Raw genomic sequence first — 17,411 nt, 5'->3', positions numbered from 1 at the left:
AAATACGCCGGTAGATCCAACACCCTCTTCTCCGACGACGCCGTCGCCGCGATCCACGACTCTGCCCGGGGCCACCCCGGGCCATCAACAACCTGGCCATCTCCGCCCTGATCGCGACCTACGCCGCGGACAAGACCATCGTGGACCTGGCCGCCGCGCAATCAGCGATCACCGAAAACAGCGAGTAAAATCCCGCGTCACCGATAACGATCACCACGTCACCAGCCTGACGAATGCCCCGCCGGAAACCATCTGGTGGGGCATTTTCAAACCCAGCCCATCGTCACCGATCCCGACGTCTCCATCGTCAACTAACGCGACGGGTAACACCCGGAGAAGTCAGCAAAGCCGTCCCGTTAACGTGCTCTTGGCCGCGAGCCCGGTGTCCATTCCGCCAGCCTCCCTGACCAACGGCAAGTCCCGCGCCGGGATGGATTTACGCTGACCTAGCTTCACCGCTGCAGGGACCCCATTGTGTGGTTCTTCGTCCAGCTGATCGAGAACCGAACACGCACACCCTTCGACGCCGGGACGGGCGTGCCCACGGTAACAGTCCCCGACAACTTTTTTCCCGCTAGTCATGTCGTAAAGGGCTGCAGCCGCCATGAACAGGTACAAGAAACAACAAGGGCCACCAGCCCGAAAGGAAGGAACGAAGATGCCAGTCAACCCAGCGGCCAGGAGAGGAGCGACGCCATGACGTAGGCAACCAGCACCGACAAGGCGTCCCATGAGCACCAAATGTGCACGCTTTGTACACACTCAACAGGTCAATATGCCTCTGACCTGCGGCTTTACCGTGCCCAAGGTGGGACTCGAACCGGCTTCCAGCCCCTGCAAACACTGGGAAGTCCCGGAAACATGCCGAATCCCAAGCAATCCGACCGATGTACGACTCAGTACGAGGCCAAATCCGTGCACAATGTACACAGCCCCCTTTTGTCTCAATCTGAGGTGCTTTTCATCCGTTGTGATCACCACCTTCGAGCACCCATGGCTCCGTCCACCAGCAACTGGATGACGCGATCCCGTCGAGGCGTGCCGCACCTCTGACGGCCGCCAGGCCCTCCTGGCGCAGGAGCTGCAGCACAAGTTTCGGCGAGCACTGGACATGTTCTTCGGCGAGGTCGGCATGGATATGGCAATAACCGTAAGTGCCTTCGGACTCCTCGAAATAGTGCCGGATCCGCTCTAAGATCGCTTTGCGGCGAGTTGCGGTCGCCGACTGCGGGGACGTCAGGCAATGGTAGAAACCGGACGTCGCGATGCCTAACCAGCGACACATCTTCACGACCCAATTCAGGTTGGCAGGCACAGATTGGAGCATCACTTGTCCGGATTTGATGTCACCGGTCGCCCGTCGCGCCTATATGTTCGGCGCCCCAGAGTAGCTAACACTCGTCCTCGATCGCACGACGCGTTGTAGTTTGGCCAGAACTGACTTGAGCGGTCGTGTGTGGGATCGGCCCTCATCCGCAAGCGGATCGGCTACTGTTGTGCTCGGGTCGGATTTCCGCTAATAGCCGCCGAGCCGCGGATCGTCGCCGCGGTGCTCGGGCTTGCCGATGGTCCGATCGCCTTGGCTCCGCTGGTTGCTGCCCCGGTGCTCTTCTACGTACAGTCCGATGACGATCCGTTCCCCGGCTGCCTGCGGGCGCTCTTCGACGCGCTCGGCTCGTCCGACAAGGCCTGGTCGGGAACCCCAGTGGTCACCTGGATCTGCCGCGGACATCGGTTGAGGAATCGTCTGTCTGACTGAACCGGAAGCTGGCCGAATACTGACCTCGGGCAAGGCCAGCCGTGAGTGATTTATCGGGAGTAGTTGATAGTTACACGTCGGAGAACGGATCGATCGCCGCTCGAATCCGTGCACTTGCCTCGGACAGACACGGCTCGCCGTGTCCGAAGCCGGCAACATCCGCGCCTGTTTCCGCAAGGCGGATGAGGGATCGAGAGGCTTCCGCGCGATCGGTGTTGATCACCCCGAGGATGACGTCGCCACCGAACTCGGCCACGCTGTCTCCGGTGAGCACCACGGAAGGTTCTGGCAGGTACAGTGCGATGCTTCCGGGCGTGTGGCCAGGGGTCGTAATCACGCGTGTCCCACCGGCGAAGTCGAGTACGTCTCCATCGTCGACCAGGTGATCCACCCGGCATGCTGGTCCATGCGGAGGCTGAGTGACTTCACCGGCTATTGACTTCTCCTTCGCGGTGAGTACCGCCACAGGCCCTTGCTCGGCGCCAGTAACGTATGCCGCCTCGTCGCGGCCGGCCACTACCTCCACGTCTCCCCAGTTGGCTATCTCCGCGGCGGACCCGCTGTGATCGTCATGGAAGTGGGTAAGGATAACCCGTCTCACATCGCTGTGACCTCGGTCGAGCGTCGACAGTGAATCTGAGATGAGTTGCGCGCTATCCGGCCACCCAGTGTCGATCAGCGTCACCCCGTCAGCGTCGATCCAGATATAGGAGTTCAATAGGTGGGCCAGACCGCCTTCGATGCGCAGCCGGTACAGCGAAGGGGATATCTCCAAAAGGTTCGGCGTCAACATGCAACAAATCTATCGCGTGGTTAATCCCGAGCTGAAGCGTCCCCAAGTCGATCGCGAGTCTAATGGGGAAGCCTCAGCGAACTCGCTGCAGAAATACGCCGCGGAGGCTCTAGCGCTTGATGCGCTGGAGGCAGCGAACCATATCCCGACGATTTCACTCCGTTAGGAGATTTGCCTGGGCTTTTCGCGAACGAATGTTCTATATCCTTGGCGCGTCAATGATCGTTCTCGGCGGGTTCGGGCTGCTCACCAACGAAATAACGGTGGCCCTGGCGGCGGCAGTAGTGTCCGGACTTGTTATGTCGTTGCTCCTGCTGGCTTACAGTCGAGGCACTTTCGCAAGACAGCGGCGGGCACTGGGCACGAGTGAAGAAGAGGTTTAGCCTGCAATGCCGAGTCCGTTCCCACCAACGAAAACAGTATCAAGTCCTGCCGGCCGATCTGGCATGCGAAAGTGAGGGACTTCAGCTGTTCGTAGGGATCGATTAGCGTTGCCATAGTCGGGCGACCGGGTGGCGGAACCGTTGACTGACTAGGACAATCATCGCCTGCTTTCCACTTTTGTCATCGCTGTCTGCTATGTGTGACGAGGACTCCTACCTGGAAGCGGTCGGCGTTGATCAGTTCTTATTTTTGGACTCTGGAAAGCGCGAGGTGGATCGCCTGCCTGCGCATAAAATCATAGGCCTGAAGGGGCCCGGTGGTGGCGATGGGGCCCACCGATGGGAGGCGTGGGGAGATCACGAAGCAGCATGCACGGGATTCGGCGAAGGGGACATGGAATAGGCTGACCCGGCGGTGGTGGCGCAGCTGCTGATGGTCTCCGATGACACGCTTGGCCGCGGACTTACGCCAACCGGGACGGGTCGGGTGAGAAGATTCAGGCGCGATGTTACTAACCATACTAGTTATGTTATGCTTCGTAACATGATGATGAACGGTATGTCAACGATCGGGCGCGATGGCGGCAAGATTGCGTTCGAGGTCACGGGCGAGGGCCCGCTCGTGTTGTGTGTTCCGGGGATGGGCGATCTGCGCAGCAGTTTTCGTCGCGTAACCCCGATACTCACTGCCTCCGGATACCGAGTTGCGATGATGGATCTTCGGGGACACGGAGGGAGCAGTTCCAGTTTCCCTTCCTATGACGACGAGGCACTGGCCGGGGACATTGTTGCGCTTATCGAACACCTCGGAGCCCCCGCTGCGGTCCTCGGCAACTCGATGGGTGCGGCTGGCGCTGTGATCGCCGCGGCGCGGCGCCCTGATCTGATCTCAGCCCTCGTGCTTATTGGTCCATTCGTCAGAAACAGAGGATCGAAGCTTGGATCCGCTCTGCTTCAACTGGCCCTATTGCGTCCGTGGGGTCCGGCGGTCTGGTGCGCTTATTTCTCGTCGTTGAGTCCTACCAAAGGGCCGCCCGATCGGGCGGAGCACGAGGCAGAAGTGCGCGCGAGCCTTTCGCGGCCCGGGCGGTGGCGTGCATTTCGGCGCACCTCGCACAGTTCGCACCAGCCAGCACAGGAGGCACTCTCCAGCGTAACGGCACCCACGCTGATCATCATGGGCACTCGGGATCGTGATTTTCCGGATCCAGACGCAGAGGCGGCGTGGATCTCGGAGGCTCTGCACGGCTCCGTACTGATGATCCCCGATGCCGGGCATTACCCGATGTCCGAACGGGCCAAGGAAACGGTTCCGCCAATCGCAGCGTTTCTCCAACGGGTTGGCCACCGGAATGCGTGAACGGCTCAACAGGGCCGCAATCGTTCGCCAGGCTGCGGACCTCGCGGACGAGAGCGGTCTCGAAGAACTGACCATAACGCGGATCGCTTCGAAGGTTGGAATCGCCCCACCCGGTGTGTATCGTCACGTCGTCGATCTCGACGACGTTCGCCGCGCCATCGGCTGCAGTGCGGCCACTGATCTCACCGGATTGCTCGGCGCGGCAGCGTCCGGGCGCTCCGGGGAAGACGCGCTCATTGCGGTCGCAACAACCCTGCGCACCTGGGCGCAGAAACATCCCGGCCGTTACACGGCGGTGCAGATAGCGCCGGACCCCGACGACCTGGAATACGTGAAGGTTTCCAACGAACTCATCAACGTCATCGGCTCTGCCCTGCGAGCCTACAACCTCTCCGGCCCTGACCTTATCGACGCCGTTCGGTTGCTCCGCAGTATCCTGCACGGTTTCATCGCCCTGGAGCTTCAAGGCGGCTTCAAACTGGCCCAGGACACGGGCCGCTCATTTGAACGGCTCATCCGGTCTGTCGACATAGTCCTCCGTTCCTGGTCTGCGACTGTAAAAGCAGGCTCCTCATGACGTCCGTGGCCTCGGCAGCAGCCCTTACGGCGGCTTTTCTGCTTGAGCTTGCCCTCCTTGCGGGGTATGCAATATGGGGCTACCTCACTTTTAACGACGGATGGCGGTGGGTAGCAATGATCACTGCCCCGATCGCCGTTGCTGTTGTATGGGGTTTGTTCCTCTCGCCAAAGGCCGCGGTGCCGCTGAACCCGTTATTTCAATTTCTTCTGGAAGCAAGTCTCTTCGGTGGTGCGTTCGTCGCACTGTGCTCCGTCGGCTTCGCTCTCGTCGGAGGGATCGGCCTAATCCTCTGGGCCCTGGATAAGATTGCGCTGCTACTTCTCCAAGGACGGTAACAAGCACCAACGGGTGCCGGACGCGGGGGCGTTCGTGAACCAGTAATGGCGCCCTGTTCAAATGATCCGCGCCGGGCATGCGATTAATATCCACGCCATTGTCCGACCAGGATGATGACATGCTGGCTGGCGCCGACGCCAATCACTGAAGCTGAACACCTTCTCGTGAGCGCAGCGGCCCGTAACAAATCGATCTACGTCGAGGTAAAACCTGTCCCACTCCAAAGCATGGTGATCGTTTGTGATTAGCTCGTGTTGGTGGCCCTTCGGAGGGTTGGCGAGCCAGTCGACGTCGGAATCGGCTTGAGCGGGAACTGGTGGTTCGCCCGGACGGCCCCAACTTCACTGAGCCGCATGCCCGCCTCGCTCGGTTCCTGATCAATCACCGCACCATGGGTCACAAAAAGCGCACGGCGGTCCCACAGCTCCAAAGTGACCAAATGAACCCGGCGGGCGTACCCCGCTAGCAACGCCGCTTAGAAAGGCGACGCTCGCGAAGGTGCATGCTCCTGGCCTTCAGTTGTTTCATCTAGCCTCTCCTGCCTGGGTTCAGTTTTCACTCATGCTTGTTCTTCACGATTCCGGAAAGGAAGCTCGGGCCCTGCAGAGGGAAGGCAGCGACGGCAACCCTAAGGTTTGGATCGAGCGCTCCCCAAACGTCTGACACGAGAGACTCCCAACAGGAATCGACCCTGACCACCGAAGGGTTTCCGTCCGGTTCCGGGTTGTCTAAATCACCAGAGTAGGTAGTGACAAGCTGCCCTTGCCCCGGGGCAGGGGCCTCGATGTGTAAGGCCCTGTGCTGGGTGATACCTGGCCAGCGCGCTCAGTCTTCGTACCTCCAGCCAAATGGTGGGCGCCCAACGCCTGGCAAACCTTGCCCTCCGCGTTGAACAGTCCCTGCGCCACCATGCAGGATCGTGTCGACCCGGCCGCGGAGCCGGATCCCTGTCTGCACCAATGCCGAACGCACGGTCTGGTCCCTATTACTCGGCCGTACCTCTGAATGTGCTCCCACACGCCTGCAAGTCGCGGGAGCGCTCGGCCGGGACTTGACGTAACACTTGCATTTTGCAAGTATGGGCCGCATGAGCCTTTTCATCACCTGCCCGGTCGAGAGTGTCGAGCGCGCGACCGTCTTCTACACCGCCCTGGGCTGGACCCTCAACGCCGAGATGTCCGATCACAACGTGTCGTGCTTCGCGATCGCGCCCGAGCAGTACATCATGCTCGGCAGCCGCGAGATGTATGCGAGCGTCGGCGGTGCCGAGGAGCTTGTCGGTGGACCCGACACCCCCTCGAAGGTCACGGTCTCGTTCGACCTCGGCAGCCGCGAGGCGGTCGACGAGCTCGCCGAGCGCGCCGGCGCCGCCGGCGGGCGGATCGGTGACACGGACGACTACCCCTTCATGTACCAGCGCCAGTTCGACGACCCCGACGGCTACCACTACTCGCCTTTTTGGATGAAGCCGGACGCCGATCCGACCGTGTGAGCGACCTCGCCGCGGCCCTCGACATCGTCGGAGCACGGTGGGCCCTGGTCGTCGTGGAGCGGCTGCTCGACGGGCCGCAGCGCTACGGCGATCTGCAGCGCGACCTCGGAGTGCCGACGAACATACTCGCGACCCGCCTGCGCGAGCTCGAAGCGGCCGGCGTACTGTCCCGTCTGCCCCTCTTGCACAACACCCGGGCCTACGCGCTGACCGATCGCGGGCTTGCCTTGCGTGAGGCGATCGTCGCGCTCGGACGCTGGGGTGGCGAGGAGGCCTAGGCGTGGCGCGGAATCGCGATACGCTCCGACAAGCTCCTCCGCAGCTACCCTGCCGCCGTCAGCCTCGCCGCCACCCTGATCTGGATCGAATCAAACTCGATCAACACGGCCTAAGAGCGCCTCAGAGACTTAAAGCTTCCTAAGGCACCCGAACGGGCTAGTGCGTGACGGCCAGCACGATGCCATGCGCGATAGCCCTAGGTAGTAGCCAGGGAGGGAGCGGGGACGCTTGCAACTGAACGTCTACATCTCAGACGCCTCGGACGGGCACTTCCTGCTCAAGGCAGTTGAGATGCCCGAACTGACTGCCCGCGCCAGCAGGATGGACGATATACCTGACGCGGTACCGGCCGCCGCCGCGGCACTGACCGGCCTGGCGATAGGTGATTTCGAGATCACAATGGACTATTAGCCGCACACCACTTTCCATTCACCAGTTTGCAGCCCTCTCCACAGCCCGGCGCCACTGAAAGCGCTCTGACCAGCACAAACGCAGGCAAGCAGCATTAGATTTGTCAGGAAGTGCCGTAGCATGCTCATGGCGGTACGGGGGCCGGGCAGCGCCTTTAACAGCGGTCGCTCGAGCATCACGGTTGGGGGATTCAGTGGAACGGACCGAAGTTGAAGGCGGAAAAGGGACCATAGCCCTTCGGGAGGATGGGATCATCCACCTGCTCTGGGACTCGAAAGTAAAAATTGAAGCTACAGACGCGCACGCGGCAATGGCGGCCGTAGATATCATCGCGGACGGAGCCGAGTACCCATGGTCGGTCGACATGACGGCCACCGTCTCTCTCAGCCGGCAAGCACGCTCCGTTTTCGGCATCCGATGTGGCCGCTTCGCGCATCGGTTTGCTCGGCAGCAGCCCTGTGAACCGGATACTCGCAAACTGGTCCATGGGTTTGCAAAAGCTTCCGTGCCCAACACGCTTCTTCGATTCACGGACTGAGGCCATCAACTGGCTGCTTCTTCCCGAGCCTATGTCCCGCTCCTGATCCGGGCTACCTCTCCGGCGAAGCTGTCCGGGAGCGCCCGGTGGAGGAGCCTTGAGCGGGCACCAGTGGACGGCTGGTTGTACGGTGCCCTGCCGATGGTCTGCGGTCACTGGCAAGGCGGAGGTGTCCCTCTTATGTTTGGTCGTGCCAGTGGGTGGGAGTGCTTAGATCGGCCGGCAGATGGGTACTCGAGTCGCTCTTTGCCGCATTAATTTGGGACTGCGTCAGGTACAGGGCTTTGGAGAGGTCGGTTCCTTCGAAGCGGGCATCCCTAAAGTCAGCACCGAGAAGGTCTGCGCCTGACAAATCGCAGCCCCGCAAGTCAGTCGCGATGAGGTAAGCGCCACGGAGGTTCGCTCCGCGGAACGACCGGGACCTGAATTTCCTGCCCATGAGGTCCGCTCCTGGGACAACTACAGCGTCCAAATGGTCGTCCCCAGTCGCGAGATATGAAGCTCGCACTTCTTCACTGACGTCCATCAGTACTGACCGCACGTCAGCGTGAAGATTTCCCAGATCCAGGGTGAGAAGCTGCTGCACGTCCCCGGTCATTGCACCCTCGATGATCGTGTTGAGCCGGTCGACCCGTTGCGAGGTGTCCGGGTCGAAGGTTCTAGTCGTCGCTTCCGCTAAATACCAGAGCATTTCGTGGAGTTGCCGGACAATCTTGAATGCCGGGAACATGTCCTTTGCCATTTCTGGCCTTGCTTTCCAGCTGATCCCCTGGAAGATGTTCTGGGAGACGTTCTGACCCGCTCCGAAGCAATCAAAGACGGTGCATCCTCGGAAGCCCCGTGGCCGCAAGCTGTCGTGGATGGTGCAGGAGAAGTCGGATGCCAGGTTTTGGCAGGGAGTTCCTGCTGGCTTGTCGAGGGCGAAGTCCGCTGTGCGGGAAAAGCCAAGGGCTGTGCAGCAGAGCGCGAAGCAGTTGCTGCAGTTAGGGCGCAGCGACTCTCTGGTCAGTACAGGCGAAGCGGACGCGGTGGAGTCTTGTGATGTGAAAGGCATGTGATCTTCTCTGGGTGAGTTTCCGTAAGGGGCCGGGTGCTCGGGGAATTCGCTAGGGAGTCCCCTCCGAGGGCGCACGAAATCACCACTTCGCAAGGAAGTGAATGGGAACCGCTGCGTGAACTCTGGATCACAGAGAAAGTAAGAATGTCACTGTGCTCCAACTTAGCATCAGGCACGGCAAGACCTGCCCGTAAGCCGGTCCCTCTCCGGCCGGGCGGCCGGTCCAACGGCTGTTTGAGGAGTCCCTTGTCATTCGCCTGGCCTCAGGTTGTCAGGGACCACCAACACCCACGCATAAGGGTTGTGGGACATGGCACTATCGAAAGATGCAACGATTTGTCTACGCCGTTTCCGATGTTCCGAGCTGGATCCACCAGGAAAAAACTTCAATTGGAATATGCGAACGCGGCTGCCTTGTCTTACCGTGATGTCGCGGCCCCCGTCGCCACCTTTACCGTTCACCGACCATATTTCATTGGCTGTATTGGCGTAGAGCCGTCTGACGAGAAGTTCGACTTGTCGGTCGAACTCTAGCTGGCCGAGAGCATTCCAATCGATCATGTTAGTAACCTCAGATTCACCTGTGACACGAGCAAGCTACACCGATCATGCGCGGAGCCCTGCCTTCTCGGGCCACCCTGGCCACTTCAGCGACTTGACCAAATCTACTGGTCTCCGGTGACTGGTGGCCGGTTGTCTCTCCACCCCAGCTATATCTGGGGAGAACCCCGGCCAGGTACCCATTTTTTCACAAGCCACCCCTGTTTCGCTCTGTCGATGCAAGGTTCTTGCCTTGGGGTGTTATGGAACAAGAATTGGTTACCACCTCTACGGCTGGCGTGCCGCTTACATTGGACATTGAGGGCCGGCGTTGACATGTTGGGGCGGCTCCGCCCGAATGGATGTTGAGATTTGGCGGGTGCAGGCCAGGAGCGGGGCTCGACGTTGACCGCGGCGTTGTAGCCAGCCTAAGTCAGTCTGGTGCACGGCGTTTGAGCCGAAAGCGACGGGTGGAGTGGGCTACCGGTGAAGCTGGGTCATCGTGGCGGGATCCTCGCGGCCTGCATCCCGGTGGAGGTCCAGGTCGAGAGCGTTGGCGCCCGCGAGTCGGGCGAGCAGGTTTCCGAGCTGGGCAGACTGCTCGCCGGTGAGTGGCGCGAGCAGTTCGGCCTCGTGCACTTCGGCGATCTCGCGCAGCTGTCGCAGCACCTGCGCGCCCTCGATGGTCAGACGAAGTTCGTAGTTCCGGCGATCGGTGCTGCTGCGCTCCCGCTCCACGAGGCCGCGGGCCTGCAGCGAGTCGATGAGCGGGACCACGCGACTCGGAACGGCCCCCAGCCGGTCGGCAAGGGCCCGCTGGCTCAGCCCGGGGGTCCGGCCGATCAGGCGAAGCACGCCCGCTTCGCTCGGCGTCAAACCGATTTCCCGGGTGCGTTCGGCAAAGCGCGACGACGCCAGCGCACCCAGCTGTGAGAGCAGGAAGGCGGTGCGCTTCGGCCCGGGCTGGGCGGGTGAGTCCATGGCTATATATTACATCCTTGACAAAATGATTCGAGTCGTGAATCATCCATGATATGACTCAATTATTGGAAAGGCATGATCATGGCTGATGTTCCCCTTCCGCGTACCGGTTACACGGTCCGCCCGGGCGGACCCAATCTGGGCATCCTCGCGGTCGTGAGCCTCGGACTCACCGTCGTCGGCCTGGCCGCAGGTGCGATCATGACCGGCGGCCACACGTTTGCCTCGCCGTTTTCCGCTGCGGGGCAGGTCGCCGCGTACTTTCAGGAGAACTCCGATGCCGTGCGGCTCGCCAGCATGATCCAGCTCGGTTCGGCTGTACCGCTGGGCATCTATGCGGCCACCGTTTACGCCCAGCAGCTCCGCCTCGGGGTTCGGGTTCCCGGGCCGGGAATCGGGTTCTTCGGCGGCATCACCGCAGCAGTCTTCCTGATGCTCTCGGCTCTCGTGGCCTGGGTGCTGAGCCGCCCGGAGATCACCACCGACGTGACGCTCACGCACGCTCTGTCGTTTTTCGCATTCATCGCCGGCGGGGTCGGGTACGTGGTTGGCATGGGGCTCCTCGTCGCGGGGATCGCTGTGCCGGCCCTCATCCTGGGCTTCGTGCCGCGCTGGCTCGCCTGGACCGGTCTGGTGATCGCCGCCCTGTCGGAACTGAGCTTCCTCTCGATGACCCTCGAGCCGATCCAGTTCCTGCTCCCGATCGGGCGGTTCGGCGGCCTCCTCTGGCTCGTAGCGGTTGGCTTCCTCCTGCCACAGAACAGGTCCGTCGCGAATCGAGAAGCACGATGACCGGCGCCGAGCGCCTCGATGGAAAGGTCGCGCTGGTCACCGGCGCGAGCCAGGGGATCGGTGCGGCGATCGCCGCGGCTCTGGCCGCGGCCGGTGCACACGTCGTACTGGCCTCGCGTAATGAGGCAGCCCTGTTGCGGCAGGTGAAGGCCATCACCGATGACGGCGGACTTGCCGTCGCGGTGCCGGCCGACGTGACGAACGAGCGTTCGGTCCGCGGCCTGCTGGCAGGCATCCGCTCACGGTTCGGACGGCTCGACGTTGCCGTCAACAATGCCGCCGGTGGAGGCCGGCCGCCTGCTCCGATGGCCGAGTGGACCAGCGAGCAGTTCGACAGTGCGATTGCCGTTAATCTGCGCGGAACGTTTCTCTGCCTCAAATACGAGCTGGAACTCATGCGGGAGGCGGAGAACGGTGCGGCAATCGTGAACATGTCCTCGACAGCGGGCGAGCAGGGAGTCGCCGGGCTGAGCGGCTATGCGGCCAGCAAGTTCGGTATCGGCGGTCTGACCCGCGTCGCCGCTCTCGACTACGCGGCATCCGGCGTCCGGGTCAACGCGATCGCGCCGGGCCCGGTCTTCACCAATCGGCTGACGGCGGCGGGTGCGGCCGCGCAGGCCGGCGCATCGGCGGCCGTGCCGCTCGGCCGGATCGGCCGCGTCGAGGAGATCGCGGCGGCCACCCTGTGGCTCTGCTCCGATGCCTCCTCGTTCGTCACGGGCACCGTGCTCGCCGTCGACGGCGGACGACTCGCCGGCACACCGGCATTCACCCTCAAACCCTGACCCTCCCGCAGCGCATCAGCCGAAGCGAACTCCTGCCTGGCCTGGTCCGGCGTTCCAGGTCATGTTCCTATGAGCGATGGTGGTGCCGCTATCAGGCAGTCTGAAACCGGCGCCACCTCGGACACTGTCCATGACGGAAGCGCCCCGCTATCACGGTGTTTAGCGAGCGGGTTTAAAGATAAGGGTCGTAATTAAGCAGGTCGCTTGGCCCCTGGGTCCTCGGTCCCTTTCGTAGTGAGGGTGTACTGGAATCAGGTGGTGGTGCCCTCGATGGAACGTCGCGTCTCTTCGCTGAGGTGGCTGATAGCCCAATCATGTCCGCGGTAAAGGTCGAACAGACACAGCAAATCTGAACAGGTTTCCAACACCTTGGCGACTTCCTGCGCCGAAAGGTCGTCAGTGGCAGCCCACCCTGCCGATGTCTGAAACCCTCCATGTACAAAGGTGTTGCGAAGTTTGATGGCCTTATCTAGTGCGTTCATTAGCTTGTTTGGAGGGAGCAAGTTTGTTGGGATGGTGATGATCATCGGCAAATAGGTTCTAATGAGGCGAACGACGGGCGGGGCAGGAAGATTCGCAATCAGCCACTCACTGTCCGGAACAGTTTCGCTGATCAGGCGCTTTACTTCAATCTCCACTGCGATAACCGCCAGGATGACGGACGTTCTATGATCGGTATTCACCGCTACGTGCCAGATTTCACGACCCAACGGTTCTTTGAACTTCCCCTTCACCAATTTGTCCAAGGCTTTGCCAATTTCCGGCCCGAGTCTAATTTGAGGCATGATGCGGGCCGAGAAATGGGGCACCTGTCTTAGCGTGTACCAGAGCATTTCGTCAGCAGACCATTCAAATTTGCCAAGCGAGAGGTGGTCGCCACCCGAGAAGTCGTCGTGAAGTCGCCACCGCATTAACCCGAAGAACGCACCCACCCCGTTCTTGAGGTTGTCAAAGGCGCTACCGCAGAAGTCTTGCATCTCTTTTGGATAGAAGTCGAACAGAAAAGAGTTCGGAGTGCCGGGGACGAAGCCCGCCGGCCACTTTCCCATTTCAATCCCTTGAAGTATCTCCATCCATGGCTGCGGCACTGAGTGCGCGGAAGAGACAGCCAACATTGGGCGGCCCGAGTTGGTTATGCCTGGCTCTGTTTCCTCTGCATAGATCATCGCCTTAACGCTGCCAGCATCAGACAAACTCACGGCGAGTTCCTCCTGAAAGAAGCGCGACACTCCGACAGGGAGACGACTCGTGATGCGAAGCATGAGGGTACATTCTGCGGTCATGGCGTTCTCCCCTCCACTACTTCTATCGCCTAACGTATTCGCACAGACCGCTTTGGGCAATCACCGTTGTTCCTGGCTAGGGGCCTCATCATGGACGTTAGCTGTCTCCGAAGGTGCGTTGAAGATAGGCCAGCCGCTCTGCCGGGCGTGGATGCGAGGCGAGTAGCTGCCAGAACCGGCCCTGCTTTGCCGCATACATGGCGCGAAGCCGTGTGCCAAGGCCGTAAACGCGTATGCTTTCGATACTTTCGGAGTCAGATTGGTCGATTATGCATTCTTTGGAGCCTAGGAGACTTTCGAGGAGCAACTTGAGAACCTTCTCAGCACTGTGGCTGAAGCTGCAAAGGTGGTCTTAGGTCGTTGAACTATTTCGAGGGGCACGTCGTGGACCGGACGAAACATCCTGCTGGCGGGCCCTTGCTGGGAATGTGGTTTTTTTGGACGACGGGCATCGAAGTAGTCATTGTTCTGATTCTGAGCCGGTGGATTGATCTTATCTATGCATTAGTGATCGTTCTAGTGCTCGCGATCCCTGTCGACCTCGTGCCTCAGCTACCGCATCCCGTCGAAGCTGAACCATGCACTGGGCGGTCCGGAGAGCGGGGATCTCGTGAAGGAGTTGGCCGCACAGGACCCTCCGCCGGGGGTGCTCGCATACGACGGCGACGAGGTGGTGGGATTCGAAACTGCAGGTAGTGGCTGTCCTCGTACCTCGTGAGATAGCAGGTTACGTGGCGGTCAGTGTCTTGTCAGGTTGAGGTTTTCAGCCAGACTCGACCAGGCTCCGCGCACGACCCAGCAGATAGTCATGCTCGGGCGTGGATGCCGTCGCGCGGGCCGCTGAATGATAGGCCTCGATCGCTGCCTGGCGATCTCCGGACTGCTCCAGCAGGTGCGCACGCACGGCCATGAGTCTGGAAAGGTCGGTCTGCAGTTTGCTTGCAGTCAGTTCTTCGACGATCGCCAATCCGGCAGCGGGTCCGTGGACCATCGCCTCGGCCACAGCACGGTTGAGTGTGACGACTGGATTGCGGGTCTCGCGTTCGAGCAGTTTGTAGAGCACCAAGATTTGCGGCCAATCAGTCTCACTCGTGTTTGGTGCCTCGTCGTGCAGCGCCGCGATGCTCGCTTGCAAGAGGTAGGGGCTGGGGCGCCGACCGGGAAGGGTGCACTCGAGAATTGCCACACCCTCGGCGATCGCGGCCTGGTTCCAAAGCGACCTGTCCTGCTCGTCAAGCCGGATGAGGGCGCCACTTGGAGTGGTCCTGGCCGCTCGACGAGCGTCGGTGAGGAGCATGAGTGCGAGTAGGCCGGCCGCCTCGCCGTGCTCGGGCAGCTCTGCGCACACGATCCTGGCGAGCCTGATGGCCTCACCGCTGAGCTCCACGTCGTGGACAGCGCGCCCAGTGGTGGCCGTATGCCCCTCATTGAACATGAGGTAGAGCACGGTAAGCACCGGCGTGACGCGATCCTCGGCGCTTGTGGCTGCCGGAAACGCCGCTCCGGCCTCGCGAATGCGCGCTTTGGCGCGGGTGATTCGTTGCGCCACCGTAGTCTCGGGAAGCAGATAGGCGTGGGCGATCTGCGCCGTCGTCAGCCCAGCAACAGCGCGGAGAGTCAGCGCGACCTGCGCGGCCGGCGACAGTGCAGGATGGCAGCACAGCTTGAGTACCTGCACGCTGTCGTCCGTTGCCAGAGCAGCTTGCTGCGCCAGTGGATGGGCGAGGCTCGCGTGCTTCAGCTCACGGTCGTGCCGCCGCTTCTCGCTACGAATTCGATCGATGAGCCTGCGCCCAGCGACTGTGATCAGCCAGGCGGCTGGGTCATCCGGATACCCGCGCGTCGGCCACTGCTCGTGTGCTGCGAGCAGTGCCTCCTGCACGGCGTCTTCGCACAGGTCGAACTGGCCAGCGCCATAGCGTCGGAGGAGAGCGCCGAGAACCTGCGGCGCGAGAGCGCGCAGCAGGTCCTCTGGCATGGATTCACGAATCACATGTTCGCCCCGCCGGAGAACATCACCGGCCGGATCTCCAGGGAGAGACCCTTGATACCCGCATCCGGGATCAGCTGCGCTAGTTCGATCGCTCGCTCCTTCGATTCCACGTCGATCAGGTAGTAACCGCCCATGAACTCCTTCGTCTCAGCGAAGGGGCCGTCGATCACCTCTGGTTTACCGCCCGTGCCACGGATGGTGGTCGTCTGGGTTGGGTCGCCAAGAGCATGGGTGCTCAGCATCTCTCCAGATGCAGTGATCTGTTCGATGAAGGCCTGGTGGCCCGTGCCGATCGCCGTTTGTTCTTCAGCCGTAAGAGAATCGAATGCCGACGGATCGACCTGCATCAGGATCAAATATTTCATGATTGTGTTCCTTAACTTTTGTTGGTGATTTTATTGTTGAAAGGCAGGGATGCGGCGAAGCGTGAGGAAAGTTACGACGGCCAACGCGGCCATCACCACTGCGCTCAGGATCGCGACGCTCTGCACCCCAGAGCAGAAAGCAAGCGCCGTCGCGTCTCGCAAGGTGGTTGCTACAGGTTCCGAAGATTCGCTCCAGACCATTCCTGCTCCTGCAATGCTCTCCTGTGCGGCAGTTTGCTCGGCAGCCGAGAGCCCGGCAACGTGCGGAAGTTGCATGCGATAGACAGCCGTCACGATGCTGCCCAGCACAGCGATACCCAGTGAATAGCCCAGTTGTCCGCTGGTCTCCGATGTCGATGCCGCAGACGAAGCTTTGTCCAGAGGCACAGACCCGACGATCAGATTTGTTCCAAGCGTGGGCAGCGGGGTGGAGCCGAAAGAGACCAGCGCGAAACCCACAACCAGTGGCCATGGCCCTGTGGTCGGCGAGATCAGTGCCATCACCATGAGACCGATCACGATCAAGCTGATCCCGCCGCTGATCACGAGCCCTGGCCGGATTCGCCGAGCGATTAGCGGCATCACAATGAACCCGCCTGCGCTGGTCGCTGCGGCTGGGAGCGTCAGCAGACCTGAAGCAAGCGGACTTTCGCCGGATACCAATTGAAAGTACTGAGTGTTCAGCATCATCATGGGTCCGGTCATCATGGTCATCAGCATCAGGCTGAGCAGCACGACGAGGAAGCCGCGGCTTCGGAACATGGTCAGGTCGAGTAGCGGCTCACGCCGGGCATCCGCCGAAAGCAACCGTTGCCTGCGCACGAAAACGACGGAGAACGCCAATCCGGCGAGGATGCTCAGCACGGAGGTCCAGTCCATGCCGGACCTGGCAAACTCCTTGAGCCCGTAGACCACTGGAAGGATGGCCAGGAGCGAGAGCAGTGCGCTGAGCCAGTCCGTCGTTCGAACCTGCCCGGCCTCGTTCGTTGCAACGCCCCGGTATTCAGGGACGAGAATCGGACACAACAGCACGAGGAGCAGCATCACAGGGACACCGACGAGGAACACGGAGCCCCAGCCGAATCGGGACAACAGCACCCCGCCGACCACCGGACCCAGAAGCATGCCGCCCATGAAGCACGTCATGAAGACGCCGAGCGCGGTGGAACGCTGCCTCTCGTTACGGAACATGGTTGTCAGAAGCCCGAAGAGGGCCGGCGACAGAGCTGCGGCACCAACGCCCATGATCGAACGTGCTCCGATCAGCATCAGGGGTGTGGCTGAGAACGCTGCCGCAATCGATGCGAGCCCGAACAGGCCAGCACCCATCATGGCCATCTTGCGCCGTCCGATGCGGTCGGCGATCGAGCCGAAGGTCACCATCAGGCTGGCCATCAAGAAACCGTACGAGTCGAGAATCCACAGTTGCTCGCTGCTGTTGGCATCGAGTGTTTCACTGATCCTCGGCAGAGCGAGGATTGCCACAGATACATCGATGGACGTGATTAAGGCGCCCAGCGCCAGCACGGCCAGGCCGAGCCATTCGCGAGGGCCGGCTTGCGCGATTTGATCGGTGGCAGATTCGGCATAGTCGCTGGTCGTCGTTGGTAGGTTCGGTGTCGTTGTCATTGCGTCATCCTTGTGTGTGAGGAGCGAATTCAGACTAAGGTCGTCGCCGCTCACC

Annotated in this window: 17 protein-coding genes and 2 pseudogenes; 11 read left to right on the top strand and 8 right to left on the bottom strand. The window is 61.2% G+C overall.

Annotation, left to right across the window (positions count from 1 at the left end; genetic code table 11):
* Positions 1-1,060 precede the first annotated feature (1,060 nt).
* Positions 1,061-1,294 (bottom strand): annotated as a pseudogene (locus tag QMG52_RS11585) (IS3 family transposase); the annotation flags it as partial.
* A gap of 162 nt (positions 1,295-1,456) precedes the next feature.
* On the opposite strand from QMG52_RS11585, the gene QMG52_RS11580 reads away from it, so the two are divergent.
* Positions 1,457-1,759, top strand: coding sequence for a hypothetical protein (locus QMG52_RS11580; RefSeq protein WP_283560553.1), 303 nt, complete (start codon positions 1,457-1,459; stop codon positions 1,757-1,759).
* Positions 1,760-1,829: 70 nt separating this feature from the next.
* On the opposite strand, the gene QMG52_RS11575 is transcribed toward QMG52_RS11580, so the two are convergent.
* On the bottom strand, positions 1,830-2,552 hold the full coding sequence (locus QMG52_RS11575) for an MBL fold metallo-hydrolase (protein WP_283560552.1): 723 nt from the start codon (positions 2,550-2,552) through the stop codon (positions 1,830-1,832).
* A gap of 942 nt (positions 2,553-3,494) precedes the next feature.
* Between QMG52_RS11575 and QMG52_RS11570 the strand changes: the two genes are divergently transcribed.
* The 7 genes from QMG52_RS11570 (at position 3,495) to QMG52_RS11540 (ending at position 7,931) form a co-directional block, all read left to right on the top strand.
* Complete coding sequence (locus QMG52_RS11570) at positions 3,495-4,295, top strand: alpha/beta fold hydrolase (RefSeq protein WP_283560551.1); 801 nt, start codon at positions 3,495-3,497, stop codon at positions 4,293-4,295.
* Positions 4,288-4,872 carry a TetR/AcrR family transcriptional regulator gene (locus QMG52_RS11565; RefSeq protein ID WP_283560550.1) on the top strand — a complete coding sequence of 195 codons (585 nt, stop codon included), beginning with the start codon at positions 4,288-4,290 and terminating at the stop codon, positions 4,870-4,872. The genes QMG52_RS11570 and QMG52_RS11565 overlap by 8 nt, the downstream gene beginning before the upstream one ends.
* Positions 4,869-5,210, top strand: a complete 342-nt coding sequence (locus tag QMG52_RS11560) for a YrdB family protein (RefSeq protein WP_283560549.1) — start codon at positions 4,869-4,871, stop codon at positions 5,208-5,210. The genes QMG52_RS11565 and QMG52_RS11560 overlap by 4 nt, the downstream gene beginning before the upstream one ends.
* A 1,088-nt stretch (positions 5,211-6,298) precedes the next feature.
* On the top strand, positions 6,299-6,703 hold the full coding sequence (locus tag QMG52_RS11555; RefSeq protein WP_283560548.1) for a VOC family protein: 405 nt from the start codon (positions 6,299-6,301) through the stop codon (positions 6,701-6,703).
* Positions 6,700-6,981 (top strand): winged helix-turn-helix transcriptional regulator, encoded by a 282-nt coding sequence (locus QMG52_RS11550; RefSeq protein ID WP_283560547.1) that lies wholly within the window; start codon positions 6,700-6,702, stop codon positions 6,979-6,981. The genes QMG52_RS11555 and QMG52_RS11550 overlap by 4 nt, the downstream gene beginning before the upstream one ends.
* A gap of 229 nt (positions 6,982-7,210) precedes the next feature.
* The gene (locus QMG52_RS11545) at positions 7,211-7,393 is read left to right on the top strand and encodes a hypothetical protein (protein WP_283560546.1); all 183 of its coding nucleotides are present in this window, start codon (positions 7,211-7,213) and stop codon (positions 7,391-7,393) included.
* A 193-nt stretch (positions 7,394-7,586) separates the two neighbouring features.
* Positions 7,587-7,931 carry a DUF7793 family protein gene (locus tag QMG52_RS11540; protein WP_349361702.1) on the top strand — a complete coding sequence of 115 codons (345 nt, stop codon included), beginning with the start codon at positions 7,587-7,589 and terminating at the stop codon, positions 7,929-7,931.
* A gap of 178 nt (positions 7,932-8,109) precedes the next feature.
* On the opposite strand, the gene QMG52_RS21950 is transcribed toward QMG52_RS11540, so the two are convergent.
* Positions 8,110-8,673, bottom strand: a complete 564-nt coding sequence (locus QMG52_RS21950; RefSeq protein WP_349361701.1) for a pentapeptide repeat-containing protein — start codon at positions 8,671-8,673, stop codon at positions 8,110-8,112.
* Between the two features lie 1,335 nt (positions 8,674-10,008).
* Positions 10,009-10,509 carry a MarR family winged helix-turn-helix transcriptional regulator gene (locus QMG52_RS11530; protein WP_283560544.1) on the bottom strand — a complete coding sequence of 167 codons (501 nt, stop codon included), beginning with the start codon at positions 10,507-10,509 and terminating at the stop codon, positions 10,009-10,011.
* Positions 10,510-10,590: 81 nt separating this feature from the next.
* Here QMG52_RS11530 and QMG52_RS11525 point away from each other — a divergent pair, with 81 nt between their 5' ends.
* Positions 10,591-11,301 carry a hypothetical protein gene (locus tag QMG52_RS11525; protein WP_283560543.1) on the top strand — a complete coding sequence of 237 codons (711 nt, stop codon included), beginning with the start codon at positions 10,591-10,593 and terminating at the stop codon, positions 11,299-11,301.
* Positions 11,298-12,086 (top strand): SDR family NAD(P)-dependent oxidoreductase, encoded by a 789-nt coding sequence (locus QMG52_RS11520; protein WP_283560542.1) that lies wholly within the window; start codon positions 11,298-11,300, stop codon positions 12,084-12,086. The genes QMG52_RS11525 and QMG52_RS11520 overlap by 4 nt, the downstream gene beginning before the upstream one ends.
* A 251-nt stretch (positions 12,087-12,337) precedes the next feature.
* Here QMG52_RS11520 and QMG52_RS11515 read toward each other — a convergent pair whose 3' ends face one another.
* The gene (locus QMG52_RS11515; protein ID WP_283560541.1) at positions 12,338-13,285 is read right to left on the bottom strand and encodes a hypothetical protein; all 948 of its coding nucleotides are present in this window, start codon (positions 13,283-13,285) and stop codon (positions 12,338-12,340) included.
* A gap of 628 nt (positions 13,286-13,913) precedes the next feature.
* Here QMG52_RS11515 and QMG52_RS11510 point away from each other — a divergent pair.
* Positions 13,914-14,051, top strand: a pseudogene (locus QMG52_RS11510) (GNAT family N-acetyltransferase); the annotation flags it as partial.
* A gap of 81 nt (positions 14,052-14,132) precedes the next feature.
* Here QMG52_RS11510 and QMG52_RS11505 read toward each other — a convergent pair.
* From QMG52_RS11505 to QMG52_RS11495, 3 genes are read right to left on the bottom strand one after another with little or no spacing between them, the layout of a single operon-like run.
* Positions 14,133-15,347 carry an RNA polymerase sigma factor gene (locus QMG52_RS11505; RefSeq protein ID WP_283560540.1) on the bottom strand — a complete coding sequence of 405 codons (1,215 nt, stop codon included), beginning with the start codon at positions 15,345-15,347 and terminating at the stop codon, positions 14,133-14,135.
* Between the two features lie 11 nt (positions 15,348-15,358).
* Positions 15,359-15,727: a YciI family protein gene (locus QMG52_RS11500; protein WP_283560539.1), complete on the bottom strand. Its 369-nt coding sequence runs from the start codon at positions 15,725-15,727 to the stop codon at positions 15,359-15,361.
* A gap of 30 nt (positions 15,728-15,757) precedes the next feature.
* The gene (locus QMG52_RS11495) at positions 15,758-17,356 is read right to left on the bottom strand and encodes an MFS transporter (protein ID WP_283560538.1); all 1,599 of its coding nucleotides are present in this window, start codon (positions 17,354-17,356) and stop codon (positions 15,758-15,760) included.
* Between the last annotated feature and the right edge of the window lie 55 nt (positions 17,357-17,411).

The organism is Paenarthrobacter sp. PH39-S1 (assembly GCF_030063245.1).
In the GTDB taxonomy this organism is placed as follows: domain Bacteria; phylum Actinomycetota; class Actinomycetes; order Actinomycetales; family Micrococcaceae; genus Arthrobacter_M.
Note: the sequence above shows the minus strand (reverse complement) of the source record. Positions and strands in the feature narration are given on the sequence as shown.

Bases quoted from the DNA above. Each gene is read 5' to 3' on its own strand.
- QMG52_RS11575 (WP_283560552.1), bottom strand. From the start codon at position 2,552: ATGTTGACGCCGAACCTTTTGGAGATATCCCCTTCGCTGTACCGGCTG.
- QMG52_RS21950 (WP_349361701.1), bottom strand. From the start codon at position 8,673: ATGGCAAAGGACATGTTCCCGGCATTCAAGATTGTCCGGCAACTCCAC.
- QMG52_RS11530 (WP_283560544.1), bottom strand. From the start codon at position 10,509: ATGGACTCACCCGCCCAGCCCGGGCCGAAGCGCACCGCCTTCCTGCTC.
- QMG52_RS11505 (WP_283560540.1), bottom strand. From the start codon at position 15,347: ATGCCAGAGGACCTGCTGCGCGCTCTCGCGCCGCAGGTTCTCGGCGCT.
- QMG52_RS11495 (WP_283560538.1), bottom strand. From the start codon at position 17,356: ATGACAACGACACCGAACCTACCAACGACGACCAGCGACTATGCCGAA.
- QMG52_RS11560 (WP_283560549.1), top strand. From the start codon at position 4,869: ATGACGTCCGTGGCCTCGGCAGCAGCCCTTACGGCGGCTTTTCTGCTT.
- QMG52_RS11570 (WP_283560551.1), top strand. From the start codon at position 3,495: ATGTCAACGATCGGGCGCGATGGCGGCAAGATTGCGTTCGAGGTCACG.
- QMG52_RS11565 (WP_283560550.1), top strand. From the start codon at position 4,288: ATGCGTGAACGGCTCAACAGGGCCGCAATCGTTCGCCAGGCTGCGGAC.
- QMG52_RS11555 (WP_283560548.1), top strand. From the start codon at position 6,299: ATGAGCCTTTTCATCACCTGCCCGGTCGAGAGTGTCGAGCGCGCGACC.
- QMG52_RS11500 (WP_283560539.1), bottom strand. From the start codon at position 15,727: ATGAAATATTTGATCCTGATGCAGGTCGATCCGTCGGCATTCGATTCT.
- QMG52_RS11520 (WP_283560542.1), top strand. From the start codon at position 11,298: ATGACCGGCGCCGAGCGCCTCGATGGAAAGGTCGCGCTGGTCACCGGC.
- QMG52_RS11525 (WP_283560543.1), top strand. From the start codon at position 10,591: ATGGCTGATGTTCCCCTTCCGCGTACCGGTTACACGGTCCGCCCGGGC.